This is a genomic window from Streptomyces sp. DSM 42067, from assembly GCF_055792885.1.
On record NZ_CM147706.1, the window covers coordinates 5510228 to 5535531 of the forward strand.

The window sequence follows — 25304 nt, forward strand, 5'->3', positions numbered from 1 at the left end:
CCGTGGTGCCGCCTGCGGGGCACCGCGGGGTTAGTGCGACGCGGGGCCGCTGTGAGCGTCGCGCCGCTGTGAATCGCGGGCTACTTGTGAGTGCGGGCCGCTTGTGTATCAGGGGCCGCTCGTGGCGCGGGCCGCTTGTGAAGCAGGGCCGCTCATGGGGTGCCCTTGTGCATGCGAGGGCAGCGTTTGGGGACCCGCAACGTCGTAGGCGACCACCGCCTGTCAAGGAGCTCACGATGCCGTGGGTCCCTGGACGCTCACGGCGCCGTAAGTTCCGCCCGCATGGTGGCTCGTAGGCGAAGCGTGCCTACGAGGCGTTGGAAGGCTTCCGACCAGTAGCCCACGGCGCCCGGGGAGGCGTCCTCCGGCTCGTCGGGTATGGCAGTGAGTCCGTCCAGGCGGGCTGCCGTCGCCGGGTCCAGGCAGCGCTCCGCGAGCCCCATCACACCGCTGAAGCTCCACGGATAACTCCCCGCATCCCGTGCGATGTTCAAGGCATCCACCACCGCGTGGCCCAGCGGCTCGGCCCACGGAGTCGCGCACACCCCCAGCAGCTGGAACGCCTCCGACAGGCCGTGCGCCGATATGAACCCCGCGACCCACTCGGCCCGTTCGCCGGCCGGCAGCGCGGCCAGCAGCTTCGCGCGCTCGGCGAGCGACACCGCGCCCGGTCCCGCGGCACCCGGCGATGCCGGAGCGCCGAGCAGCGCCCGTGACCAGGCCGCGTCACGCTGCCGTACCGCGGCCCTGCACCACGCACCGTGCAGCTCGCCCTGCCAGTCGTCGGCGACCGGCAACGCGACTATCTCCTCCGGCGTACGACCCCCGAGCCGCTCCGACCAGATGGCGAGCGGCGCCGCCTCTGCCAGCTGGCCCAGCCACCACGACCGTTCTCCCCGGCCTGCGGGGGGCTTGGGCACCACGCCGTCCCGCTCCATGCCCGCATCGCACTCGTGCGGCGCCTCCACCACGACCGTCGGTTGCGTCTGCGTATGGTCGAGGGACACGCAGGAGGCGGCGCGCGCCGCCATACGCGCAGCCAGCGCCGAGCCCGGCAGTGCGGACAGCAACTCAGCAGCCGTCGCCCGGACGTTGCGGCTCCTGTCGGCCAGGGCCCGCTCGAGGAACGGCTCGTCCGCGTCGCTCAGCCCCGTACGCAGTGAGTCGAGGAACATCAGCCTGTCCTCGGCACGCTCAGTGGACCAGGTCGTGCCCAGAAGATCACGGCCGGCCGACGCGTCCTGTGCACGCATCGCGGCCAGCAGCGTGACGCGTTCAGCGAACAGCCCCTCCTGCCAGAGCCGTTCGACCTCGACCGAGTCCCCGAGGGCGGGTACTGCGGTGCCGCCGCCCGGAGTGGAACGCAGCGCGAACCTCCAGTCCGGGTTCAGACGCGCCAGCCATATCGCGCGCGGTCCCGCGAAGGCGAGCGTCTGCGGCCGCAGATCGGTTCGGCCCCTGGCCGCGTCAAGGAGCGCGGGCAGCAGCTCCGGTGGGGCCGCGTAGCCGTGCTCGTTCGCCGCCGCGAGCCACTGGGGCAGCAGCTCCATGAGGTCCGGTGCCGTTCCGCGACGGCCACCGCTGCCGGCGCCCGGGCGGTCGGCGAGCAGCACCGCGAGCCGCCGCCTGGCCGCCGACGGCAACGCGGGCCGGGGATCCTCCGCCGCGCGCTCGGGCAGCGTGGCGGCGGACGCGGGCCGGAGTCCTGCTCTGCGCCGCACGGTCTGCACCGCAGCCGTGTCCAAGAGGGCGGTCGGCGCATCTTTTCCGGCGGTGCCGACGGGAGGCGTGCGCCGGTCAGTACCGAGCAACGCAGCCGTGATGAGCTCCTCCCAGGAGGACTCCCTCATGACAGGGTTCCTGTTCATGCGATTCCCTTCCGTAGGGAATGAGCTGGACTGGTGTGGGTGTGGTGTCGGCGCGGGCGAACACTCATGCGGGCGTGCGTGGGCCTGGGGATGTCCAGGCGTGTCTGGTCGAGTGGACCGAGGCGGTGCCTCTCTGCGTGGGCCTCCCCCGTCGGATCAGCACAGTGGAATCGGCTCTCCCGGTCCTTCGGGCCAGACCCCGAGCGGGGTGAAGCCGCGGTGCCCGCACTCGCCGAAGACCGTGACGGGAGCGCCGCCCGACACAGCGACCAGGCGCCACAGCCCTGAGCCGGACAGGGCGGGGGCCGCAAGAGGCAGCGCGGACTTGCCGTCGGCGTCGGCCAGTTGCCAGCCGTCTCCGTCCGGGGCCGGTATGACGCGGTCCAGCGTCACCGGCCAGGACTCCAGCCAGGGGTCGTCCCGCAGCGCTTCGCCGTACCGCGCCACAGCCTGCGTCGTGCTCACCCCCGCCGGCCGCACGGCCGACGGTGTAGGTGGAGTGAACTGCTCGCCGAGATCGGCCCTCAGCTGTCCGGCGCCCGGGTACGAGGACGCCTCGGCGTCGAGCGCAAGGCCCACCGGCAGGGCGAGTGCCGGCGCCCGGCCCGCCGCCCCGTACGACAGCAACAGCACCATGCGCCCGGACTCCTCGCCGTACAGCCATATCCGGCGGGTGGTCAGGTGGCTGTCCGCTGTGTCGTACTGCGCGAGGACCAGCCAGCGGTCGCGCACTGCCGGACCGGCCGCTGCCGCGGGCAGCCCGATGCGCGAACGAACCGTGGCGGCCAGGGAGTCCGGCAACTGGTCGCGGCGCAGCCAGCCCTGGTCGAGGAGATGGATGAGCGCACACTCCTCCAGCAGCCGAACCGGCCAGCCGGATCCGGAGGACGGTATGGCCCCCAACTCCCTGACCCGCGCGGCCAGCCCGGGCGCCTGGGCGTCGACCATGCGGGCCGCGGTCTCCTCCCACAGCCCGTACCCACTGCTCTCCGCCGAGGCCAGCCCGGACCGGAGGAGATCGGCCAGGCGCTGCTCCAGTTCCATCGCCCCCGCGGTGACCCGCTCCGCCCGTTTCTCCGCACGGCGCCGCGCCGCCTCCGGATCACCGGACCTGGCCGATGCCGGGCCGGCCGTCCGCTTCTGCTCAGCCCGCTGTCTGCGCCCTCCTATCCACTGCTCCGCCCACTCCGGCGCCTGCGCATCCGGCACGCCGCCGTCCCCGCCCGCCCAGAGCAGCAGCAGCCCCAGAGCGTGCTTGCACGGGAACTTGCGGCTCGGACAACTGCACTTGTACGCCGGACCTGCGGTGTCCGCGATGTCGACGACCGTTTGATACGGCTTGCTGCCGCTGCCCTTGCACAGCCCCCACACCGTCCCCTCGCCGGAACTGCCCGTCTCCGACCACGGCCCGGCCGCGCCGAGCCTGCTTCCCGCTTTGCGTGACGCGGCGTCAGGTGCCAGTGCAAGCACCTGGTCCGCCGTCCAGCGCACCCCCTGCTGAGTCATGTCGTCGAAGGTAGGTCCCGCCACTGACAATCGACCTTGCGTGGGGTGTCTGCGCAGGTCAGAGCCGATTGTCAGTGGCGTGGTGCACGGTGGTGACCAGACCCGAGCAGGCCAAGCTGGAGGGGGACCGAGCCATGTCCGTGTCCGTTGAACCGACGTCCGTCGACGCGAGCGGCAACAACCCGTCGGAGGCGCTGCGGCCGCACGCGGAGACCGCGTTCGCCGACGAACTCGCGGCGCTCGCCGCGCAGGACGACCGGCCGCGGCCGGCCCGCTGGCGTATGTCGCCGTGGGCGGTCGCCACGTATCTGCTCGGCGGCTCACTCGCCGACGGCACAGTGATCACGCCGAAGTACGTGGGGCCGCGCCGCATCGTCGAGGTGGCCGTCACCACGCTCGCCACCGATCGCGCCCTGCTGCTGCTCGGCGTGCCGGGCACGGCGAAGACCTGGGTGTCCGAGCATCTGGCCGCCGCGATCAGCGGCGATTCCACGCTGCTGGTGCAGGGCACGGCCGGGACGCCGGAGGAGGCGATCCGGTACGGCTGGAACTACGCGCAGCTGCTGGCGCACGGGCCCAGCCGGGACGCGCTCGTACCGAGCCCCGTCATGCGGGCCATGGCCGAGGGGATGACGGCGAGAATCGAGGAGCTGACCCGCATCCCGGCCGACGTACAGGACACGCTGATCACGATCCTGTCGGAAAAGACCCTGCCGATACCGGAACTGGGTCAGGAGGTCCAGGCCGTCCGCGGTTTCAACGTGATCGCCACGGCCAACGACCGCGACCGCGGTGTCAACGACCTGTCCAGCGCGCTGCGCCGCCGTTTCAACACGGTGGTGCTGCCGCTGCCGGAGAGCGCCGATGCCGAAGTCGACATCGTGGCCCGCCGCGTCGACCAGATCGGGCGCTCGCTGGACCTGCCGACCGCGCCCGACGGCATCGACGAGATCCGCCGGGTCGTCACGGTCTTCCGTGAGTTGCGCGACGGTGTCACGGCTGACGGGCGTACGAAGGTGAAGTCGCCCAGCGGCACCCTGTCGACTGCCGAGGCAATCTCGGTCGTCACCAACGGGCTCGCGCTTGCTGCGCACTTCGGCGACGGCGTGCTGCGGCCGTCGGACGTGGCCGCCGGAATCCTGGGCGCCGTCGTCCGCGACCCGTCGGCGGACCGCGTGATCTGGCAGGAGTATCTGGAGGCCGTGGTGCGTGAGCGCGACGGTTGGAAGGACTTCTACCGCGCATGCCGGGAGGTGAGCGCATGACCGGGCCCGACAAGTCGGACGCCAGGCGCGGAGCGGGCGGCGAGGGTGCCGTGTCCGGTGGGCCGCTGCTGCTGGGCGTGCGGCACCACGGGCCGGGTTCGGCCCGGGCCGTGCGGGCAGCCCTGGATGCTGCCCGGCCCCGGACCGTGCTCATCGAGGGCCCACCGGAGGCGGATGCGCTGATCGCTCTGGCCGCTGACGAGGACATGCGCCCCCCGGTCGCACTCCTCGCTCACGTCGTGGACGAGCCTGGCCGCTCCGCGTTCTGGCCGTTCGCCGAGTTCTCGCCGGAATGGATCGCCATCCAATGGGCCCTGGAGCATGACGTTCCGGCCCGCTTCATCGACCTCCCGGCGACGCTCTCGCTGGCCTGGCCAGAGAAGACGACCGGGTCCCCGCCGCCAGTACCCGAAGCGTCGCCCGAACCCCCCGCGCAGCCCGGACAGGACCTGTCACCTGAAGCCGCCGCGCAGCCCGGACCAGATGCGTCGCCCGGACCGGCCGTGTCGCCCGGACCGGCCGCGTCGCCCGGCGAATCCGACAACCCCGAGGACCCGGACGCCGTGAAGACGCCCGCGCCGGCGGGTACTCCCGAGGCAGCCGCGCAGGAGGACGCGCTGCGGATCGATCCGCTCGCCGTGCTCGCCGACGCCGCCGGTTACGACGACCCGGAGCGCTGGTGGGAGGACGTCATCGAGTACCGGGGTGGCGGCACCTCCCAGGCCCTCAAGGAACTCGGGCACAACGGCGAGGCGTTCGCGCCGTTCGATGCGCTGGCGGAGGTCATGGGAGCGCTGCGTGACGAGTACGGGTCCGGCGGGCACGACCGCGACCTGGTCCGCGAGGCGTACATGCGGATTCAGTTGCGCGCCGCACAGCGCGAGTTCGGCGACGATGTGGCAGTCGTCTGCGGAGCCTGGCATGTGCCCGCGCTGCGGCAGCGGACCACGGTGACCGCCGACCGGGCGCTGCTCAAGGGACTGCCCAAGGTGAAGGCCGACATGACCTGGGTGCCCTGGACGCACCGGCGTCTGTCCCGCACGAGTGGGTACGGCGCAGGAATCGACTCCCCGGGGTGGTACGGGCATCTGTTCAGCGCCCCTGACCGGCCGGTCGAGCGCTGGATGACGAAGGTCGCTGGGCTCCTCCGGGAGGAGGACAGGATCGTGTCGTCCGCGCATGTCATCGAGGCGGTCCGGCTCGCCCGTACGCTCGCGGCGATGCGCGGCCGCCCGTTGCCCGGCCTGACCGAGACCACCGACGCGATACGGGCCGTGATGTGCGAGGGCTCGGACGTACCGCTCGCGCTGGTCCACGACAAGCTGGTCGTGGGGGACGTACTCGGGGAGGTGCCCGCTGCGGCGCCGGCCGTCCCGCTGCAGCGCGACCTCACCCGCCTGCAGCGGAGGCTGCGACTCAAGCCCGAGGCGCTGGAACGGGAGTTGGAGCTGGACCTGCGCAAGGAGACGGATGCGGCGCGCAGCACGCTGCTGCACCGGCTCCGGCTCCTCGGAGTCGACTGGGGCGAACCTGCAAGATCGGCACGCGGCAGCACCGGCACATTCCGGGAGACCTGGCGGCTGCGCTGGGACCCGGAGCTGTCGGTGCGGGTCGCCGAGGCAGGGATATGGGGCACCACCGTGCTCACCGCCGCCACGGCGAAGGCCGAGTCGGAAGCCGTCGCCGCCGGAGCGCTCGCCGATGTCACGGCGCTCGCCGAGCGCTGCCTCCTGGCGGAACTCCCGGACGCGCTCCCGGTGGTGATGCGCGTCCTCGCCGACCGGGCGGCCCTCGACACGGACGTCGGTCACCTCGCGCAGGCGCTCCCGGCACTGGTCCGTTCCCTGCGCTACGGCGATGTGCGCGGCACGGACACCCATGCGCTGGCCGAGGTCGCCGCAGGCCTCGCCGAGCGCGTCTTCGTCGGACTTCCACCCGCTTGCGCATCACTCGACGCGGATGCGGCAGCGGAGATGCGCAGCCACGTCGATGCCGTGCACGGGGCCGTCGGACTGCTGGACGAGCCCCGCGAGGCCGGGGCGGAGCCCGGCGGAGCTGAGATGGAGCCCGGCGACGGCGAGGCGGCGCGCGGCGGAATACGGACGCGCTGGCACTCGGTGCTCCGGGTGCTCGCCGGGCGGGACAGCGTGCCCGGAGTGATCCGCGGCCGCAGTACGCGACTGCTGCTCGACGACGTGGAGTTGGACCGGGACGAGGCCGGGCGCCTCATGGGGCTCGCCCTCTCGCCGGGCACACCGCCAGGGGACGCGGCGGCATGGATCGAGGGGTTCGTCGGCGGCGGTTCCGGGGGCGGCATGCTGCTCGTGCACGACGAGCAGCTGCTGGCCCTGGTCGACGCGTGGCTCACCGGAGTCTCCGCGGAGGCGTTCACCGACGTACTGCCGCTGCTGCGTCGCACTTTCTCGGCGTACGAACCGGGAGTGCGCCGCACTCTCGGCGAGCTGGTGCGCCGCGGGCCGGCGGGGGCGTCCGGCCCGGCCCACGGCGGGGCGGCACCGCACGGATTCGCGCCGGAGCTCGACGGGCCTCGCGCGGACGGCGTGCTGCCCGTGCTGTCCCTGCTGCTTGGGCTGGACATCCCGGCAGAAGACATTCCGGCAGAGGCAGACGCGATACCCGCACCCGCCCACAACGATCTTGCGTTCGCGGAGGCATCGACATGAGTACGGCTCTGAACACCGACACGGCCGCGCAGCGGACCGATGAGCGGCTGCGGCGCTGGCGGCTTGTGCTGGGCGGGGACGCCGCGGACGGTACCGGTTGTGCCCTCACCGGGCAGGACGCGGCGATGGACGGAGCACTCGCCGCGTTGTACGGGAACGGAGAACAGCGGAACGGGAACAAGGCCCAGCGCGGCAGGGAGCTCCCCCACAGCCTTAAGGGCGTGGGCGGTACCCCCATGGCGGGGCTCGGAGCGTCCGCGCCGTCCGTGGCGCGCTGGCTCGGCGACATCCGGACGTACTTCCCGTCCTCCGTGGTCCAGGTCATGCAGCGCGACGCGATCGACAGGCTCGGCCTGTCCACGCTGCTGCTCGAACCGGAGATGCTGGAGGCCGTGGAGGCCGATGTGCATCTCGTCGGGACCCTGCTCTCGCTCAACAAGGCCATGCCGGAGACGACGAAGGAGACGGCGCGGGCCGTGGTGCGCAAGGTCGTCGAGGACCTCGAGAAGCGGCTCGCCACCCGCACCCGCGCCACCCTCAGCGGAGCTCTCGACCGCAGCGCCCGGATCAGTCGGCCGCGCCATCACGACATCGACTGGAACCGCACCATCGCGGCCAACCTGAAGCACTATCTGCCGGAGTACCGGACGATCGTGCCCGAACGGCTGATCGGGTACGGGCGGGCCTCACAGTCGGTCAAGAAGGAGGTCATCCTCTGTATCGACCAGTCGGGATCGATGGCGGCATCCGTGGTCTACGCCTCGGTGTTCGGCGCGGTGCTGGCGTCCATGCGTTCCATAGCGACCCGGCTCGTCGTCTTCGACACGGCGGTGGTCGACCTCACGGACCAGCTCGACGACCCCGTCGACGTTCTCTTCGGCACCCAGCTCGGTGGTGGGACGGACATCAACAGGGCTCTCGCGTACTGCCAATCGAAGATCACGCGGCCCGCGGACACGGTGGTGGTGCTCATTTCGGACCTCTACGAAGGGGGGATACGGAACGAGATGCTGAAGCGGGTCGCGGCGATGAAGGCGTCCGGAGTGCAGTTCGTCACGCTGCTGGCGCTGTCCGACGAGGGGGCACCGGCGTACGACCGTGAACATGCGGCGGCGCTCGCGGCCTTGGACGCTCCGGCCTTCGCCTGCACTCCCGATCTCTTCCCGGAGGTGATGGCGGCGGCGATCGAAAGGCGCCCTCTTCCCATACCGGATATGAGTACCCATCGGTAACGGGGGACTTGCGCAACCTCGGGAGTCCCGTGCGAGGATCGGCGTATCGCCTTGACGGAGCGTCGTGTTCCGGCCCGTCCCCTCGCACGGGAGGACTCTTCCCGATCTTGACTTCCCCAGCAGCTCTGCCCCTTGCCGCTCTGCGCGCTGTGCGCACGGCGGCTGGGCGGCGTGCACTGCAAGTGGCGCTGCTGCTCGGGGGGTTGTTCGTACTGGGGCTGGTCTGCGGCGAGCAGGCGCATGCAGCGGAGAGCACCAGGGCTGTGCAGAAGTCGGCTGATGCTGTGCAGCAATCGGCCGATGGTGCGCAGCAATCGGCTGACGCGGTGCAGCGGTCGGCTGATGGTGCGCAGCGGTCGGCTGATGCGATGCAGCGGCCTGCTGATGCAGTGCAGCGGTCCGTAGATCCCGGGCAGGCCGTCGGTCCTTCCGTGGGGACCGTCAGGGGTGGCGCGATTGACGTCGGCGAAGCCGCCGCCCGTGCGGTCCGGTCCCCGGTCGGTCAGGCACACGAGGTCGTGCGCCCGGTCGCCGAGTCGGCCGCGAAGACGGCCAACGGGGCAGTCGACGGCGTAGTCGAGGAGCAAACCGGCAAGCAGGTCGGCGAGTCGGTCGTGCGCCCTGTGGGGCGGCTGGTCGACGGGGTCACCGGGGCGCTTCCTGAGATGTCGCCGCCGGCGGATTCCGAATGGCCGGAACTGCCTGGGCTGCCCGGACTCCCCGGGCTGCCGTCGCTTCCTGGTGGGACGCCGCCCGGCGGCGAAGGGGTGCAGCAGCCGCAGGCCGGTACCGGTGACCAGCCCGGTGGCGAAGCCGCGGTGGAGGATGACGCGAGGAAGTCGTCCGACGCTGCATTCGGGTCGGCGTACGGCCCGCACGCGCAGGTCGCCGGCCCGGCCGGCCACATGACGGATCTCCACGACGACGCCGCCGCGCGCCCGGTGCATGTCCCCGCCCGTACCCCCGGTGGGCAGCCGACAGGCGCGCTCGTCAACCAGTCGCTGTTCGACACTGGTTCTCCGCGGCACGGCGACCTGCATGCCGCGTCATTCGCGGAAGCCGCCCCGTTCCGGCTGGTGCCGGGCGGCACCGCCACAACCTCCGCCGCGGGCGTCCGCGACAGGCACCGCGACATCAACGAATTCCCCGGCTAGGGCAGCCCTTTCCCCGCTCGAGACCTGCCGCGCGGGGGCGGGACAGGTCTGCCCGCCGTCCGGACACCTCTCTCATCTCCGGACGGATGCCGTCGGCTCCGGTCCATCGCACCGGGCCGGAACCAGAATTCGACTTTCCGAAGGATCTGACGCAATCATGCACAAGAACATCCGCCGTTCCATTGTGATAGCCGCCGGAGTCACGGGCGCGTGGGCGATCGGCTCCGCCGTCGCCAGCGCCGACGAGCTGCCCGCCCACTCCCTCTCCGTGCCGGACACGGTCACTGACACGGTCGGGGAGGTCCAGGGCGAGGTTGCCGGTGTGCAGGACGCGGTCTCCGGCGTCACCTCCGGCGTCGCCGTCGCCGAGGCCGAGTCGACCGTGACGGACACCGCCGCCAAGGCGAATTCCATGGCCGGCACGGCCACCGGCAAGACCGCCGCTGCCAAGTCCGGCGCAACCGGTGCCGCCACCGGTACGGTCGCCGAGACCAAGTCCACGGTCGCCGACACCGCTTCCAGGGCGACGGCGAAGGCCAAGGCCACCCACGCGGTGACGAAGGCCGCGGACCGCGCCGAGCAGGCGCGCGCGTACATCGACGCGCAGATCCCCGAGTACGTTTCGTACGACTCGGCCGCCTCGCAGGAGGCCACCGTCGCGGAGGTCTCCGTGCGCGCCACCGCGGAGGCCGCCACGCCCGAGGTCGACAGCACGCAGGACGCTGTCGACTACTTGTTCGGCCCCCTCTCCGCGTTCGCACCGGAGCTCGAGAAGGCCCTCGCCCAGGCCCAGGGCAAGGCCACCCAGGTGGCCTTCGGCGTGCGGGGCACGGCCGATCAGATCGTCCACGGCGCCCACGGCACGGCCGGTCAGCTGACCAGCGATGTCCAGGGCGTGGCGGGACAGGTGGCCTACGAGGCGCATGGCGTCGCGGGCCGGGTGGCCCCCGCCGCGCAGGCCGTGGCGGGTCAGGTGACCTCCGGGGTGCCGGGTACCGCTGGGCACGTCGCCCACCAGACACGGGGCGCCGCCGGCCAGGCGGCCTACGAGGCGCAGGGCACCGTCGGCCAGGTGGCCTACGAGGCGCAGGGCGCGGCCGGTCAGGCGGCCTACGAGGCGCAGGGCACCGTCGGCCAGGTGGCCTACGAGGCGCAGGGCGCGGCCGGTCAGGCGGCCTACGAGGCGCAGGGCACCGTCGGCCAGGCGGCCTACGAGGCGCAGGGCACCGTCGGCCAGGCGGCCTACGAGGCGCAGGGCACCGTCGGCCACGTGGCCTACGAGGCGCAGGGCGCGGCCGGTCAGGCGGCCTACGCGGCGCAGGGCACGGCCGGTCAGGCGGCCTACGAGGCGCAGGGCGCCGCCGGTCAGGCGGCCTACGCGGCGCAGGCCACTGTCGGCCAGGCGGCCTCCGGCGCGCACCGCACTGCCGGGCATGCCGCGTACGAGGCAAAGGCCACCGCCGGCCAGGTCGCCTACGCAACCCAGTCCACCGCCGGTCAGGCGGTTTACGACGCCCAGGGCACCGCCGGTCAGGTGGTTTACCACGCCCAGTCCACCGCTGGCGAGGCGGTCTACGACGCCCAGGCCACCGCTGGCGAGGCGGTCCACGCTGCCCAGGCCACCGCTGGCGAGGCGGTCTACTACGCCCAGGCCACCGCCGGTCAGGCGGTTTACGCCGCCCAGGCCACCGCTGGCGAGGCGGTTTACGACGCCCAGGCCACCGCCGGCCAGTCGGTCCACGCCGGCCAGGCCACCGCCGGCCAGTCGGTCCACGCCGCCCAGGCCACCGCCGCCCAGCTCCCCGCCGATGTGCAGAGCCGTGTCGGCGGTTCTGTCGCCGCCGCGCCGGCGTACGTCCACGGAGCGGCGGCGACCGCGGCGGCGACCGCGGTGCCGATCGTCGACGAGACCGCCGCGTCCGTGCTGCCGCCTATCGCGGCCACCGCGGTCGACGGTGTCACCCCGGTCGCCGGGCATGCCGTCGGGGACGCGAGCGTGTTGGCGGGTGGCGTCGTCGGTGATGTGCAGCCGTTCGCGGGCGGGGTCGTGGCCGAGGTCTCGCCGTTCGCGCACGGTGTCGTGGCCGAGGTCGCGCCCTTCGCGGAGGGTGTCGTGAGTGACGACGTGCAGCCCTTCGCCGGTGGCGCCGTCGGTGCCGTGCGGCCGTTCGTGGAGACCGTTGTCGATCAGGTGCAGCCCGTCGTGCAGGGCGTCGGCGGCAGCGCCAACGACCTCGCGTGGGGCGTCACGGGCGACGTCCAGCCGTTCGCCACCCGAGTGGCGGACCAGGCGGAGCCGTTCGCCGGCGGCGTGGCCGGGCAGGTCCAGCCGTTCGCGGAGGACCTGACGGGGACCGTCACCGCCGACGCGCAGCCGCTCGCCGGGAACGCGGTGACGGGCGCCCAGGGCGTCGCCGAGTCGGTCACCCCGAGCTGGGTGCCGTCTGCGTCCGAGGCCACCGCGCACTACACGCAGTACTCCGCCTGACCTCGGAGTACATCGCTGACCTCGCAGCAAACCATCTGACGCCTCAATGCGCCCACGGCGCTTACGGCGTTTACGGGCACTAGCGGCGCGTACCGCGGCTTCCACGTACCTCACCCGGAAGCCCGACGGCGGACGGACGGCGGGCGGTCCCCTGTGACATGGGGACCGCCCGTTTTCCCTGCCTGTGGGTGGCCTGAGGGGCGCAATCTGTGACCGGTATCACCGCCTGGGTGTGATCTGCGATTTATGGACCGGAGGCCTACGGCGATAACCTGCGAGACGGACATGCCGCGTGCCCGGACAACCGTGTACGCCTCCCTTGTGACCCCTAGTGACAGCGGAAGTCACGTTGCCCTTCGCGGCACGCCCACGCAGAAAACGAACCGCGAGATCACTGATAGGGACGGACGCGCGTGGACCTGTTCGAGTACCAGGCGAGGGACCTCTTCGCCAAGCACGGTGTACCGGTGCTGGCCGGTGAAGTCATCGACACGCCTGAGGCGGCGCGCGCGGTGACCGAGCGTCTGGGCGGCCGTTCGGTCGTCAAGGCGCAGGTCAAGACCGGCGGCCGCGGCAAGGCCGGTGGCGTGAAGCTGGCCTCCGACCCGCAGGACGCGGTCGAGAAGGCCGGCCAGATTCTGGGCATGGACATCAAGGGCCACACGGTCCACAAGGTGATGCTGGCCGAGATGGCGCCCGAGATCGCGGAGGAGTACTACGTCTCCTTCCTCCTCGACCGCACCAACCGCACCTTCCTCTCCATCGCCTCCGTCGAGGGCGGCATGGAGATCGAGGAGGTGGCGGCCACCCGCCCCGAGGCCGTCGCCAAGATCCCGGTCGACGCCAACGAGGGCGTCACCGAGGCCAAGGCCCGCGAGATCGTCGCGGCCGCCAAGTTCCCGGCCGAGGTCGCCGACCAGATCGCCGAGATCCTGCAGACCCTGTGGAAGACCTTCATCGCCGAGGACGCCCTCCTCGTCGAGGTCAACCCGCTCGCCAAGGTCGCCGACGGCCGCGTCATCGCCCTCGACGGCAAGGTGTCCCTGGACGCCAACGCCGAGTTCCGTCACGCGGACCACGCGGAGCTCGAGGACAAGGCCGCGGCCAACCCGCTCGAGGCGGCTGCCAAGGCCAAGGGCCTCAACTACGTCAAGCTGGACGGCGAGGTCGGCATCATCGGCAACGGCGCCGGCCTGGTCATGTCGACGCTGGACGTCGTCGCGTACGCCGGTGAGAACCACTCCGGCGTCAAGCCCGCCAACTTCCTCGACATCGGCGGCGGCGCCTCCGCCGAGGTCATGGCGAACGGCCTCGAGATCATCCTCGGCGACCCGGACGTCAAGTCCGTGTTCGTCAACGTGTTCGGCGGCATCACCGCGTGCGACGCGGTCGCCAACGGCATCGTGCAGGCCCTGGAGCTCCTCGAGTCCAAGGGCGAAGAGGTCACCAAGCCGCTGGTCGTGCGCCTCGACGGCAACAACGCGGAGCTGGGTCGCCAGATCCTCGACGACCGCAACCACCCGCTGGTCCAGCGTGTGGACACCATGGACGGTGCGGCCGACAAGGCCGCCGAACTGGCTGCGAAGTAAGGGACGAGGGACACCGACACCATGGCTATCTTCCTCACCAAGGAATCCAAGGTCATCGTCCAGGGCATGACCGGCTCCGAGGGCCAGAAGCACACCAAGCGCATGCTTGCTTCCGGCACGAACATCGTCGGCGGCGTGAACCCGCGCAAGGCGGGCACCACCGTCGACTTCGACGGCAGCGAGATCCCGGTCTTCGGATCGGTCGCCGAGGCGATCGAGAAGACCGGCGCCGACGTCACGGTCATCTTCGTCCCGGAGAAGTTCACCAAGGACGCGGTCCTCGAGGCGATCGACGCCGAGATCGGCCTCGCGGTCGTCATCACCGAGGGCGTCGCGGTCCACGACACCGCGCAGTTCTGGGCGTACGCGCAGTCCAAGGGCAACAAGACCCGCATCATCGGCCCGAACTGCCCGGGTCTGATCACGCCGGGTCAGTCGAACGCCGGCATCATCCCGGCCGACATCACCAAGCCCGGCCGCATCGGTCTCGTGTCGAAGTCCGGCACGCTGACCTACCAGATGATGTACGAGCTCCGTGACATCGGTTTCAGCTCCTGCGTCGGCATCGGCGGTGACCCGATCATCGGCACCACCCACATCGACGCGCTGAAGGCGTTCCAGGAGGACCCCGACACCGACCTGATCGTCATGATCGGTGAGATCGGCGGCGACGCCGAGGAGCGTGCGGCGGACTTCATCAAGGCCAACGTGACGAAGCCGGTCGTCGGCTACGTCGCCGGCTTCACCGCGCCGGAGGGCAAGACCATGGGTCACGCCGGCGCCATCGTCTCCGGTTCGTCGGGCACTGCCCAGGCGAAGAAGGAGGCGCTGGAGGCCGCGGGCGTCAAGGTCGGCAAGACGCCGACCGAGACGGCGAAGCTGGCTCGGGAGATCCTGGCGTAACGCTGGGCGCTGTGCCTGAGCTGTTCTGGCGGGCCCGTACCCCTTTGGGGTGCGGGCCCGCCTGCGATTTCCCTACGGGGCTGGGGTGCGTTTTTGGGTGCTGCCGTCCGGGGGCTGTGCCCACCCGTTCCGCCGTGCGGAACGCCTGCCCACAGCGGGTCGGCGCGACTGCCCCCAGTCTGCCCCAGTTGTCCGTAGTCGGTCAGTTCGGTGTGGGTACCAGGCGGTGGGGGCCCTTGTGGGGGTTTGCCTGGAGGCGGTCGTGGAGGGTTGTGTCGGCCTTTGTGAGGGGACCCGGGCCCATGCGTGGGGGTACGCCCGTTACCGAGTTGCCTGGGGCCTGTGGGGGCTCATAGTGCGTCGGTGCGGTCCACACGGACAGGGCCGTCGCGGCCGCGAGCAATACCGTGGTCGCTACCACCGCTCTCGTCCACAGGCGAGCCTGTCGCTCGCTGTCGGCGCGCACCTCGGCCGCCTTCGGCGTGTGCAGTTTCTCCGCGTCGGCCAGTTCGGCAAGGCGCCGGTGCAGGTCGTCGGGAGAGTCGAGATCGGGCAGCTGCGCGGTGATCGCCTCGCGGGCGTGCAGCAGCCGGTTCGCCGTCGCCGGGGTGCTCGCCTCCGTCTCGGCGGCGATCTCGGGCAGGTCGAGTCCGAGGCCGTCGTAGAGCAGCAGCGTGCGGCGGTACGGCGGCGGCAGGTCCAGGAGCGCGGCGAGCAGTTTGCGGTCGTCGGGGTCGGCAGGGGGTTCTTCGGGCTGACGGTGCGATCGGCGCAGCTGATGCCACGGCGACATGGCGTACTCGTGTGCCGCCGCCCGCACCCATCCCGTCGGATCACGGTCGACGGCGACCTCCGGCCAGCGTTGCCACGCCTGTTGGAAGGCCCGCTCGACGGACTCCCGCGCGAGCTCACGCCGACCGGTGAGCAGGTACGTCTGGCGTACGAGGGAGGGGGCGCCGCACGCGTACAGGGCGTCGAAGGCGTCGGCGGGCGTCAGCCGGTCGTCGTCCGGCGCGGGGGCCGCGTCGGCCGGGTGGGCCGGGGCGGGGGCCGCCCCGTCGGCGGGGTGGGCAGGGGCCGCCGGAACCGCCGGGTCCGACGAGTCTTCCGGGGCTGACGAGTCTGCCGGGGCCGGCGGGGGGATGCGGCTCGGCTCGGGCTGCGGGTCCCGCCCGGACTCGAGTACGCGGGTGTCCTGGGCTCGGCCCCGGCGGACACTTCCGTGTGCTGTGGGGACCGCCGGGGTTGACGGGTCTGAGGGGTTCGACGGTGTTGACGCTTTGCTGTGCTTGCGGCCGGAGGCAAGTGCCGTGAGCGCGGACGGCGGCCTGGTCGCGCGGCTGACCTCTCGCTTCGGTCGCCGCATCGCCCGTGCGAGCACGCCCAGCTGCTCGACGACCTGCTTCTGGGTCAGCGACTTCGCCTTGCGCCGCCTGTGCCGCTCCGCCGAGGACGGAGGCGGGGTGTCAGGGTTCTGGCTCACCGGGCACACCCCTCCGTCCGAAAAAGTACATAAACGTATCTTGAGCGACACATCCGGTATTCGCCTGTTACGCAGAGAAAGTGCGTGTCGTTGGCACGATGGCCCCGTGCCCCGTGTGACCGATCGCAGCCCGTCGCCGTCCCGGCCGCCGTCCCCGTCCTCGTCCGCGTCTCCTTCCTCGCCCTCGCGGTCCTTGCCTGCGCACGCCGTGCTCTCCCGGGTGCTCGGGCGCTTTCCCGCCGGGCTGGGTGCGGCTCTCCTGGGCGGCGCTGTGGCGGCAGGGCTGGGCCTGGGCTCGCTCGCCGTGCTGGTCACGCTGTTGTGGATCAGCTCGCCGTATCCGGACAGCGGGCCCGGTGGGGCCCTGCATGTCGCCGCCGCGCTGTGGTTGCTCGCGCACGGCGTGGACCTGGTCAGGACCGACACGCTTTCCGGGGTTCCGGCGCCGGTGGGCGTCACGCCGCTGCTGCTGCTCGTACTGCCTGCGTGGCTGGTGCACCGGGCTGCGCGGGATGCGGCGGAAGGGCCGCCGGTGCCGCCGGTGCCTCTCAAGGGCGGATACGGCGGGGTGTCCGTGCGGCCGGTGAGGGCGCGGGTCGCATGGTGGGGTGTCGTTGCCGGGTATCTTCTGGTCGCTGCGGCCGCCGCGGTGTACGCGGCGGGTGGTGAACTGCGTCCCTCCTGGCTCGGTGCCGCCCTGCGCCTTCCCGTGCTGGTCGCGGTGGCGAGCGGGGTCGGGGTCTGGACGGCCTGCGGGCGCCCTCGCGGGCCTCTGCGGGCTGCTGTTTGCAGAGCGCTGTGCTCGCTGGGTCTGCCGCCCGGAGCTGTACGGCGGGTCGTCGACGGGGCTTTCCCGGACGGCGGCGGGGCGGGGGCCGGTCGTGCGAAGGCCGGTGGTGCGGGGGCCGCTGGTGCGGGGGCCGGTGGTGCAGGTGCCGTCGGCGGACCTGGAGGACCTGCCCCAGCGGCAGCGGCCCCCCGGTCACGGATCGCTGTCGCCGGGCGAGCCGCGGTCGCCGGGACTGTGGTGCTCGTCGGTGGTGGTGCGCTGGTCGTCGCCGTGTCGCTGGGGTGGCACGCGGGAGCGACCAAGGACTCGCTCCTGCAGCTCACGGACGTGTGGTCGGGGCGATTCGCGGTGCTGCTGCTGGTGATTGCCCTGCTGCCGAACGCGGCCGTGTGGGGGGCGGCGTACGGGCTGGGGCCGGGGTTCGTTCTCGGCGCCGGGAACGTTGTGGCACCGGTTTCTTTGGGGTCGATGGGCTTGCCGGGCGCTCTGGGGTCTGTGGGCTCTGTGGGGGCCGGTGGCTCGCCGGCTTTGGCGAGCTCTTCGGGGTCGCGGGCGTTGCTGCCCCCTTTTCCGCTGCTGGCCGCTGTGCCGCAGGATGCGCCGGGGGGAGCGACCGGGGTGGCGGGGGCCGCCGGAGCCCTGCTGACCTGGGCGGTCGTGCTGGTGCCTGTCGCTGCGGGGGTGACGGTCGCCTGGTTCACAGTGGGGGTGGCTGCGCCTGCCGACGGCGGACAGCGGGACGCGTGGCCGCCCTTGCGAACCGTGCTGACCGTCATGGGGGCTTCGGGGCTGTGCGGGGTGGCCATGGCAGGGCTCGCCGCTCTGGCCGGAGGGCCGATGGGAGTGGATGTCCTGAGCCGGTTCGGGCCTGTGTGGTGGCAGGTCGGGGCGGCGGGGGTGGCGTGGACTGCCGGAGTGGGGGTGCCGGTGGCGCTGGGACTGCGGGCCTGGCGTACACGCTCGCGAACGCCGAGGACAGCTTCGGCGGGGAGCCGGTGGGGGCGGGTTTGGCGAGCGCCGTGGGGGTGGGTGACGCGGGTTGGGAAGCTGCGCGTTCAGGTGCCGCGGGTGTGGGTGCCACGGGTGTCGCTGCCCCGGTGGGGCAGGTTGTCGCGCCGGGGACCTGCGGCGGAGTCCGAGGGTGCCACGGACGGTACGGAGTTCGAGCCGTACGACTTTCTGCCGGTGGAGCAGGGGGTACCGGCCTGGTACGACGATGCCGCTCGGGAGGCGCGGTGGGCGGCGCTCAGAGAACGGGACGCCTCGCGGGAACCGCCGTCGCCCCCTTCGGGCGGGATTCCCTCCTAGCACCCTGTCGCGACCGTTGCGGGCAGTCGTTCCTCCCGTACGGCCCGTGCGCAGTCGTCGGGCTCTGGGGGCGCGGCGCCCCCAAGATCAGCTCCGCGTCCCCAACAGGGGCCGGACCTCCTCCGGCAGCAGACGCTCGCACGACTGCTTCGCCGAGTTCGTGAGTGCATCGCTCACGCACGTGTAGTAGTCCCGGTACACAAGCTGCGCAGCGAACGTCGCCGCCACCATGGCCAGCGCGAGCGCCCCCGTCACCAGACCGCTGACCGCCGCCGTGGTCTGCGGCTTCGCGCCACCGCCACCGCCACCGGCGCCGGACGCAGGCGCCGGGGTCGATGCCGGAGCCGGTGCCGGAGCCGTCGGGTCCGGCGTGCGCGGCTTGGCGCGCAGCGCGCTGATCCCCCAGTACAGCGCCAGCGCACCGAGCAGGAGCGCCACGTACGGCCAGCTGAAGAGCGCGAAGAAGAAGGCCCACATGCCGGAGAGCAGCGCGTAGCGAGCGCGGCGCTGTACGGGGTCGGTGGGGTCCCAGCGCAGACCGGGCGGGCCCTCGGGGCCGCCCTGCCCGCCGGGCCGCTCGCCGAAGCCGCCGGGGGAGCGGCCCGGCTGCTGGTCGCTCCACTGCCGGCCCCAGGGGGAACGGCTCCGTCCGGAGCCCTGGTCGGAGTCCTGCCCGTTGGCAGGGCGGCGGGGCTGCCACGGGCGGTCCGGCGTCCCCTCCGGCGGCGGCGCGAAGGGGTTGTCGTCCTGAGACGAGCCCTGAGGAGACGAGGACGAGCCCTGCGGGGACCCGGCGGAGTCCTGACCGCCGCCCCCCGACACGTTCGCGTCGCCGCCCTCCGGCGCGGCGGGCGGCGGAGCGGGCCGGCGGTCCCGCAGCAGGGTCGAGCCGCGCTCCCGTCCCGGCGCGAGCCCGTACACAGAGGGCCCCTGCGTGAGCCCGTACGCGAAGGACAGCGGGAGGCGGAGGCTTCGGCCCGGCATCAGGTCCGGCATCAGGTGTGCGTCTTCCCCTTGGTCGATCTGGCGTCGATCTGGCGTCGATCTGTTGGCAGTTCGTCGGTCCGGTGGCGGTTCTTCCGGGCGTCGTACCCGGTCCCTCGGGCGTCTTGACGGCGTCTCGGGGACGGATCCTCCCCAGACGCTACCTTCCGGCCACGCCCCCGTCCCCCGGGGGCCGCCCCATGTGCCGGTATCGTTGCTGACGGTCGGCCGCTTCGTAGAGTTCCCCGTATCGAGGGACGCGAAGCTTTCGTACGACCGTACAAAGACAGCTCCCGTGAGAAAGGGCCCCGCCGTGGCCGCCAAGCGCCTCGTCGTGCTGGTCTCCGGATCAGGTACGAATCTGCAGGCTCTGCTCGATGCCATCGCGGCGCAGGGAGTCGATGCCTATGGGGCCGAGATCGTCGCCGTCGGTGCCGACCGCGACTCCATCGCCGGGCTCGAACGCGCCGAACGCGCCGGTCTGCCGACGTTTGTGCGCAAGGTGAAGGACTACGAGAGCCGGGAGGCGTGGGACGCGGCGCTCACCGAGGCCGTCGCCGCCTACGAGCCGGATCTCGTGGTCTCCGCCGGATTCATGAAGATCGTGGGGAAGGAATTCCTCGCACGGTTCGGCGGCCGGTTCGTCAACACCCACCCCGCGCTGCTGCCCAGTTTTCCCGGAACCCACGGTGTGCGCGACGCCCTCGCGTACGGCGCCAAGGTCACCGGATGCACCGTCCACTTCGTCGACGACGGCGTCGACACCGGCCCGATCATCGCTCAGGGCGTGGTCGAGGTCCGGGACGAGGACGACGAGAGCGCTCTGCACGAGCGCATCAAGGAAGTCGAGCGAAGGCTGCTCGTCGAGGTCGTGGGGCGTCTGGCCCGCAACGGCTTTCGCATTGAGGGACGAAAGGTAGTTATCCCGTGACCGCCGAAGGTACGCAGGGGACTCAGGACACGAAGCGGGCCATCCGCCGGGCGCTGGTCAGCGTCTACGACAAGACCGGACTCGAGGAGCTCGCGCGCGGGCTGCACGAGGCGGGTGTCGAGCTGGTCTCGACCGGGTCGACCGCCGCCAAGATCGCCGCGGCCGGGGTTCCGGTCACCAAGGTCGAGGAGCTCACGGGCTTCCCCGAGTGCCTCGACGGCCGCGTCAAGACCCTGCACCCGCGCGTGCACGCCGGGATCCTCGCCGACCTGCGGCTCGAGGACCACCAGCGGCAGCTCGCCGAGCTGGGCGTGGAGCCGTTCCAGCTGGTGATCGTCAACCTCTACCCGTTCCGGGAGACCGTCGCCTCCGGCGCCTCGCCTGACGAGTGCGTCGAGCAGATCGACATCGGCGGCCCGTCGATGGTCCGCGCCGCCGCGAAGAACCACCCGTCCGTGGCCGTGGTCACCAGCCCCGAGCGGTACGGCGACGTGCTCGCCGCCGTCCGCGACGGCGGCTTCGACCTGGGCGCCCGCAAGCGGCTCGCTGCTGAAGCGTTCCAGCACACCGCCTCGTACGACGTGGCGGTCGCCTCCTGGTTCGCGAGCGAGTACGCCCCGGTCGACGCTGTGTCTGACAGCGGCTCCGCCGCGGGCCGCTTCCCCGACTTCCTCGGAGCCACGTTCGAGCGCAAGAACACCCTGCGCTACGGCGAGAACCCGCACCAGGACGCCGCCCTCTACGTCGACGGCACGGGCGGCCTCGCCGAGGCCGAGCAGCTGCACGGCAAGGAGATGTCGTACAACAACTACACGGACACCGAGGCCGCGCGCCGGGCGGCGTACGACCACGCGGAGCCCTGCGTCGCGATCATCAAGCACGCCAACCCCTGCGGCATCGCGATCGGCGCGGACGTCGGCGAGGCCCACCGCAAGGCGCACGCATGCGACCCGCTGTCCGCCTTCGGCGGCGTCATCGCCGTCAACCGGCCGGTGACCGTGGAGATGGCCGAGCAGGTCGCCGAGATCTTCACCGAGGTCATCGTGGCGCCCTACTACGAGGCCGGGGCGGTCGAGATCCTCGCCCGCAAGAAGAACATCCGTGTACTGCGCTGCCCCGACGCTCCGTCCGCCCCGGTCGAGGTCAAGCCCATCGACGGCGGCGCGCTGCTCCAGGTCACCGACCGGCTCCAGGCCGACGGGGACGACCCGGCCACCTGGACCCTCGCCACCGGCGAGCCGCTGTCGGAGGACGAACTCGCCGAACTCGCCTTCGCCTGGCGGGCCTGCCGTGCCGTCAAGTCCAACGCGATCCTGCTCGCCAAGGACGGCGCCTCCGTCGGCGTCGGCATGGGCCAGGTCAACCGCGTCGACTCCGCGAAGCTCGCCGTCGAGCGGGCCGGCGCCGAGCGCGCCCAGGGCTCGTACGCCGCGTCGGACGCGTTCTTCCCGTTCCCCGACGGCCTCGAGATCCTCACCGAGGCGGGCGTCAAGGCCGTTGTCCAGCCCGGCGGTTCGGTCCGCGACGAGCAGGTCGTCGAGGCCGCGCAGAAGGCGGGCGTGACGATGTACTTCACGGGAACGCGGCACTTCTTCCACTGATCGCCGGTTGCCGGCAAGCGACCGGCCCGCACAGCGGGGCGGCCCCCGTCCCTCCCTCGCGGAGGCCGGAGGCCGCCCTGCTGCGTTCACCTGGGGAAGCAGGCGGCCAGGCCCGGGATCGCCGGGACCATGGAGCCGGCGCAGAGAGACGCCAAGGGCCGCACCTCCCTTGCGACGGGGAGGCGCGGCCCTTTGGGGCACAGCGTGCGGGTATCCCTGCGGTGAGCTTCGGGCGTCAGCCCTTGACGACCACCGAGCCGCACACCTTGTCCGCGAAGGTCTGCTTCTTGGCGTCCCACAGCGGCCACAGCCAGCCGAGGTAGCAGGCGATGCTGTCGAGGAAGTGGGCGAGACGGCGCACGAACGCCATGCCGACGCCGAGCGGTCGGCCGTCGCTCTCGCGCAGCAGCCGGATGCCGAGGGCCTTCTTGCCGATGGTCTGGCCCGTCTTGCCCTCCTGGATCAGCTGCCAGATCGCGACGGCGAGTATCGCCACGCCGCCGATCAGGGAGAGGATCGTGGCTGCGTTCTCGCCGGCGGCGGCACCGATGAGGACGATGGCGTAGGGCACGAGGAAGACCAGGCCGTCCACGAGGGTGGCCAGGAAGCGCAGACCCCAGTGCGCGTACGGCGGCGTACCCCCGTACGCCTGCTGCTGCCCGTACCCGGGGTACGCCTGGGCCGGCTGCTGCGGGTAGCCGTAGCCCTGCTGGGGCGGGACACCCTGCGGGGCCTGCGGGTAGCCGCCGGGCTGGGGCTGCTGCTGGGGGTAGCCGTAGCCCGGCTGGGCCGGCTGCTGGGGCGGGGTCCCGTAAGGGTTGTTCGGGTCGCCGAAACTCATGGGCGGTCTTTCCTCCGTTGATGGCGCGGGGACGACGCGGCCGGCTCGGAGGAAAGTTCTACGGATGCGGTTCGTCCCCCCGGCGCTGTCCGCGGCAGTGCGACGCTCATCGTTCTTTAGCCGTCGCTGACTTGTCCAGCCGCATTCCCTATGTGTTGTGCAAGCGCAACCTGGCTGATCATGGTGGAATCGCGTCACATCGACCGCGAGGGCCCGGCCCCGGCGGGTTGCCGATCACGTCGGGGCGGTGCAGGGACCCGATCCTGGGCTTGGGCGTGCCCGGATCGGAACGGCGGGGGTTCGGGATCGGAACGGCGGGTGCCGGTCCGCGGGCGTGCCGGGACCGGGAACCGCTGGGGCCGGATTGGAACCAGGACCGTGTCATCCGCGAGGATGGGGGCATGACTGCCCAGATTCTCGATGGCAAGGCCACCGCTGCCGCGATCAAGTCCGACCTGGCCGCCCGTGTCGCGGCCCTGAAGGAGAAGGGCGTCACGCCCGGCCTCGGTACGCTGCTGGTCGGGGAGGACCCGGGCAGCCAGAAGTACGTCGCGGGCAAGCACCGCGACTGCGCCCAGGTCGGCATCGCCTCCATCCAGCGTGAACTGCCCGCCTCCGCCACCCAGGACGAGATCGAGGCGGTCGTACGCGAGCTCAACGAGGACCCGGCCTGCACCGGGTACATCGTCCAGTTGCCGCTGCCCAAGGGCATCGACGAGAACCGCGTCCTCGAGCTGATGGACCCGGCCAAGGACGCCGACGGGCTGCACCCGATGAACCTCGGCCGCCTCGTTCTGAACGAGCCGGCCCCGCTGCCCTGCACCCCGTACGGCATCATCCGGCTGCTGCAGCAGCACGGCGTGGAGATCCGGGGCGCAGAGGTGGTCGTCGTCGGCCGCGGCGTCACCATCGGCCGGCCCATGCCACTGCTGCTCACGCGCCGCTCGGAGAACGCGACGGTGACGCAGTGCCACACCGGTACGCGCGATCTGTCCGCTCACCTCAGGCGGGCGGACATCATCGTCGCCGCGGCCGGTGTGCCGCACCTGATCAAGCCCGAGGATGTGAAGCCCGGCGCGGCCGTCCTGGACGTCGGTGTCTCGCGCGACGAGAGCGGCAAGATCGTCGGGGACGTCCACCCGGGCGTCGCCGAGGTCGCCGGCTGGCTCTCGCCCAACCCGGGCGGCGTCGGCCCGATGACCCGGGCCCAGCTCCTCGTCAACGTCGTGGAGGCCGCGGAACGCTCCGCCGCCGAGTAACCCGTCCTGGACGGGTCGTCGAACGGATGGGGCGGCAGCCGGCAACGGAACGCAGGGCGAACGGATGAACGCAGAGGCACACGCATGAACGCAGAGGCGAGCGACGAACCCGGGACGGCTGCGGACACCGGGCACGCGGAGCGTGCCGCCCGGCGGCCGACGCGCGACGCCCAGCGGCCGACGGGAACAGCAGAGCGGTCGGCGCGTGACGGCCGGCAGGCGGCGGGTGACGGCCAGCTGCCGCCGGGGACGGCCGGACGGTCGGCGGCTGACGCCCTGCAGACGGCGAGGGACGCCCGGCGCCCGGCGCGTGACGCCGAACGGTCGGCGGTCGAGCGGTCGGTGGGTGACGCCCACCAGCCGACGGGTGACGCCCGGCGGCCCGGGGCGACGGAGTCGGCCTCGGCCGGGGAGCGGCTGCGGGATGCGGAGTCCGTGCCGACCGCGGAGCCGGCGTCTGTCGCGGAGTCCGCGTCTGCCGGGGAGCCTGCGTCGGGTTCGGAGCCCGCGTCTGTCGAGGGGGCGGCGTCCGGGGCGGAGCGGGTGTCGGGCGCGGTGCGATCGGGCGAAGGGTCCGTGGGCGTGGAGTCCGGATCGGTCGGCCAGTCCGCGGCACACGAGGACGGGCCGAGCGCCAAGGGGGCGGTCAGCACCGTCGGGTCGGACGGGCGGCCGCAGCGCACCTCGCGGCGGTTCCCTCTGTTCACGCGCGACACCGCCAGGCCTGAGGGCGGTGGCCGGGCGGCCTCTGGGGACGCCCCGGCCCCGGCCCGGCAGTGGCCCGTGCTCGCAGTGCTCTCGCTGGTCGGGCTCGGCCTCCTGCTGACGGCTTTCGACGTGTTCCGCATCGGCACCATGGTGATCGGCGTCGCGCTGATCGCGGGCGCCGTCATGCGCTGGACGCTGCCCTCCGTGGGCATGCTCGCCGTGCGTTCGCGCTTCACGGACATGGTCACGTACGGCGTGCTGGGCGTGGCCATCGTGCTGCTCGCGATGATGGTGCAGCCAGAGCCGTGGCTGAAGATCCCGTTCCTGGACGACGCGCTGCACTTCACGATCAGCTGACGCGCCCCGGGATGCGGCCTCCGGAGCTGCCTCGCGATCGGGATTCGGCTGACGCGTGGTACCGACTTGGCTGACGCGGCCTCCGACGTGCGAGAAGACGGCGTCCGTCCCCTCCCCCGAGGGAGGACGGGCGCCGTCCCTGCGTTCAGAGTCATGGACGTGACAAGAAGGATCAAGGGAGGCCGGGCCGCTGTGGCACGGAAGTGACTGTTCCGCCATGGTGTGCGCGGCACGCAACGGGGGTCCTGACGGCATCGCGGCGAGCGGTACGTCGCCCGGGCGACCGGAATCGGACTCTCCAACTCCGGATCGCTGGGCTCCAATTGCGTGACCGCACGCTCTCTGTGTGACGA

General features: G+C 72.1%; 17 protein-coding genes. 12 read left to right on the forward strand and 5 right to left on the reverse strand.

Annotation, left to right across the window (positions count from 1 at the left end):
• Positions 1–257: 257 nt before the first annotated feature.
• Positions 258–1868, reverse strand: a complete 1611-nt coding sequence (locus ACSMXV_RS25320; protein ID WP_473173530.1) for a DUF5691 domain-containing protein — start codon at positions 1866–1868, stop codon at positions 258–260.
• Between the two features lie 156 nt (positions 1869–2024).
• Positions 2025–3374, reverse strand: a complete 1350-nt coding sequence (locus tag ACSMXV_RS25325) for an SWIM zinc finger family protein (protein WP_473173531.1) — start codon at positions 3372–3374, stop codon at positions 2025–2027.
• A 134-nt stretch (positions 3375–3508) separates the two neighbouring features.
• Here ACSMXV_RS25325 and ACSMXV_RS25330 point away from each other — a divergent pair, with 134 nt between their 5' ends.
• The 7 genes from ACSMXV_RS25330 to sucD all read left to right on the forward strand — a co-directional run bounded on the left by ACSMXV_RS25330 (position 3509) and on the right by sucD (position 14689).
• Positions 3509–4639 carry an ATP-binding protein gene (locus ACSMXV_RS25330; protein ID WP_181659202.1) on the forward strand — a complete coding sequence of 377 codons (1131 nt, stop codon included), beginning with the start codon at positions 3509–3511 and terminating at the stop codon, positions 4637–4639.
• Positions 4636–7323, forward strand: coding sequence for a DUF5682 family protein (locus ACSMXV_RS25335; protein WP_473173532.1), 2688 nt, complete (start codon positions 4636–4638; stop codon positions 7321–7323). Before ACSMXV_RS25330 ends, ACSMXV_RS25335 begins: the two co-directional genes overlap by 4 nt.
• Positions 7320–8555 carry a VWA domain-containing protein gene (locus ACSMXV_RS25340; RefSeq protein WP_473173533.1) on the forward strand — a complete coding sequence of 412 codons (1236 nt, stop codon included), beginning with the start codon at positions 7320–7322 and terminating at the stop codon, positions 8553–8555. Before ACSMXV_RS25335 ends, ACSMXV_RS25340 begins: the two co-directional genes overlap by 4 nt.
• A 182-nt stretch (positions 8556–8737) precedes the next feature.
• Positions 8738–9709: a hypothetical protein gene (locus ACSMXV_RS25345; RefSeq protein ID WP_473173534.1), complete on the forward strand. Its 972-nt coding sequence runs from the start codon at positions 8738–8740 to the stop codon at positions 9707–9709.
• 157 nt (positions 9710–9866) lie between these two features.
• The gene (locus ACSMXV_RS25350; RefSeq protein WP_473173535.1) at positions 9867–12197 is read left to right on the forward strand and encodes a hypothetical protein; all 2331 of its coding nucleotides are present in this window, start codon (positions 9867–9869) and stop codon (positions 12195–12197) included.
• A 413-nt stretch (positions 12198–12610) separates the two neighbouring features.
• Positions 12611–13786, forward strand: coding sequence for an ADP-forming succinate--CoA ligase subunit beta (gene sucC / locus ACSMXV_RS25355; RefSeq protein ID WP_473173536.1), 1176 nt, complete (start codon positions 12611–12613; stop codon positions 13784–13786).
• A gap of 21 nt (positions 13787–13807) precedes the next feature.
• On the forward strand, positions 13808–14689 hold the full coding sequence (sucD, locus tag ACSMXV_RS25360; protein ID WP_473173537.1) for a succinate--CoA ligase subunit alpha: 882 nt from the start codon (positions 13808–13810) through the stop codon (positions 14687–14689).
• 202 nt (positions 14690–14891) lie between these two features.
• Here sucD and ACSMXV_RS25365 read toward each other — a convergent pair whose 3' ends face one another.
• On the reverse strand, positions 14892–16172 hold the full coding sequence (locus ACSMXV_RS25365) for a sigma factor-like helix-turn-helix DNA-binding protein (protein WP_473173538.1): 1281 nt from the start codon (positions 16170–16172) through the stop codon (positions 14892–14894).
• A gap of 193 nt (positions 16173–16365) precedes the next feature.
• On the opposite strand from ACSMXV_RS25365, the gene ACSMXV_RS25370 reads away from it, so the two are divergent.
• On the forward strand, positions 16366–18270 hold the full coding sequence (locus ACSMXV_RS25370; protein ID WP_473173539.1) for a cell division protein PerM: 1905 nt from the start codon (positions 16366–16368) through the stop codon (positions 18268–18270).
• An 87-nt stretch (positions 18271–18357) separates the two neighbouring features.
• Here ACSMXV_RS25370 and ACSMXV_RS25375 read toward each other — a convergent pair whose 3' ends face one another.
• Positions 18358–19254, reverse strand: a complete 897-nt coding sequence (locus tag ACSMXV_RS25375) for a hypothetical protein (protein WP_473179063.1) — start codon at positions 19252–19254, stop codon at positions 18358–18360.
• A gap of 295 nt (positions 19255–19549) precedes the next feature.
• Here ACSMXV_RS25375 and purN point away from each other — a divergent pair, with 295 nt between their 5' ends.
• Both purN and purH read left to right on the forward strand, forming a co-directional pair.
• Positions 19550–20185 carry a phosphoribosylglycinamide formyltransferase gene (purN, locus tag ACSMXV_RS25380; protein WP_473173540.1) on the forward strand — a complete coding sequence of 212 codons (636 nt, stop codon included), beginning with the start codon at positions 19550–19552 and terminating at the stop codon, positions 20183–20185.
• Positions 20182–21786, forward strand: coding sequence for a bifunctional phosphoribosylaminoimidazolecarboxamide formyltransferase/IMP cyclohydrolase (gene purH / locus ACSMXV_RS25385; RefSeq protein ID WP_473173541.1), 1605 nt, complete (start codon positions 20182–20184; stop codon positions 21784–21786). Before purN ends, purH begins: the two co-directional genes overlap by 4 nt.
• Before the next feature lie 235 nt (positions 21787–22021).
• Here purH and ACSMXV_RS25390 read toward each other — a convergent pair whose 3' ends face one another.
• Positions 22022–22627: an RDD family protein gene (locus ACSMXV_RS25390; protein ID WP_181659167.1), complete on the reverse strand. Its 606-nt coding sequence runs from the start codon at positions 22625–22627 to the stop codon at positions 22022–22024.
• A gap of 401 nt (positions 22628–23028) precedes the next feature.
• On the opposite strand from ACSMXV_RS25390, the gene ACSMXV_RS25395 reads away from it, so the two are divergent.
• Positions 23029–23886, forward strand: a complete 858-nt coding sequence (locus ACSMXV_RS25395) for a bifunctional methylenetetrahydrofolate dehydrogenase/methenyltetrahydrofolate cyclohydrolase (protein WP_473173542.1) — start codon at positions 23029–23031, stop codon at positions 23884–23886.
• A 417-nt stretch (positions 23887–24303) separates the two neighbouring features.
• Positions 24304–24951 carry a DUF3017 domain-containing protein gene (locus tag ACSMXV_RS25400; protein ID WP_473179064.1) on the forward strand — a complete coding sequence of 216 codons (648 nt, stop codon included), beginning with the start codon at positions 24304–24306 and terminating at the stop codon, positions 24949–24951.
• The last annotated feature ends 353 nt before the right edge of the window (positions 24952–25304 follow it).

Coding starts and splice junctions, on each gene's coding strand:
- ACSMXV_RS25330 (WP_181659202.1), top strand. CDS start 3,509: ATGTCCGTGTCCGTTGAACCGACGTCCGTCGACGCGAGCGGCAACAAC.
- ACSMXV_RS25395 (WP_473173542.1), top strand. CDS start 23,029: ATGACTGCCCAGATTCTCGATGGCAAGGCCACCGCTGCCGCGATCAAG.
- ACSMXV_RS25375 (WP_473179063.1), bottom strand. CDS start 19,254: ATGCCGGGCCGAAGCCTCCGCCTCCCGCTGTCCTTCGCGTACGGGCTC.
- ACSMXV_RS25350 (WP_473173535.1), top strand. CDS start 9,867: ATGCACAAGAACATCCGCCGTTCCATTGTGATAGCCGCCGGAGTCACG.
- sucD (WP_473173537.1), top strand. CDS start 13,808: ATGGCTATCTTCCTCACCAAGGAATCCAAGGTCATCGTCCAGGGCATG.
- ACSMXV_RS25325 (WP_473173531.1), bottom strand. CDS start 3,374: ATGACTCAGCAGGGGGTGCGCTGGACGGCGGACCAGGTGCTTGCACTG.
- ACSMXV_RS25340 (WP_473173533.1), top strand. CDS start 7,320: ATGAGTACGGCTCTGAACACCGACACGGCCGCGCAGCGGACCGATGAG.
- ACSMXV_RS25390 (WP_181659167.1), bottom strand. CDS start 22,627: ATGAGTTTCGGCGACCCGAACAACCCTTACGGGACCCCGCCCCAGCAG.
- ACSMXV_RS25320 (WP_473173530.1), bottom strand. CDS start 1,868: ATGAACAGGAACCCTGTCATGAGGGAGTCCTCCTGGGAGGAGCTCATC.
- ACSMXV_RS25335 (WP_473173532.1), top strand. CDS start 4,636: ATGACCGGGCCCGACAAGTCGGACGCCAGGCGCGGAGCGGGCGGCGAG.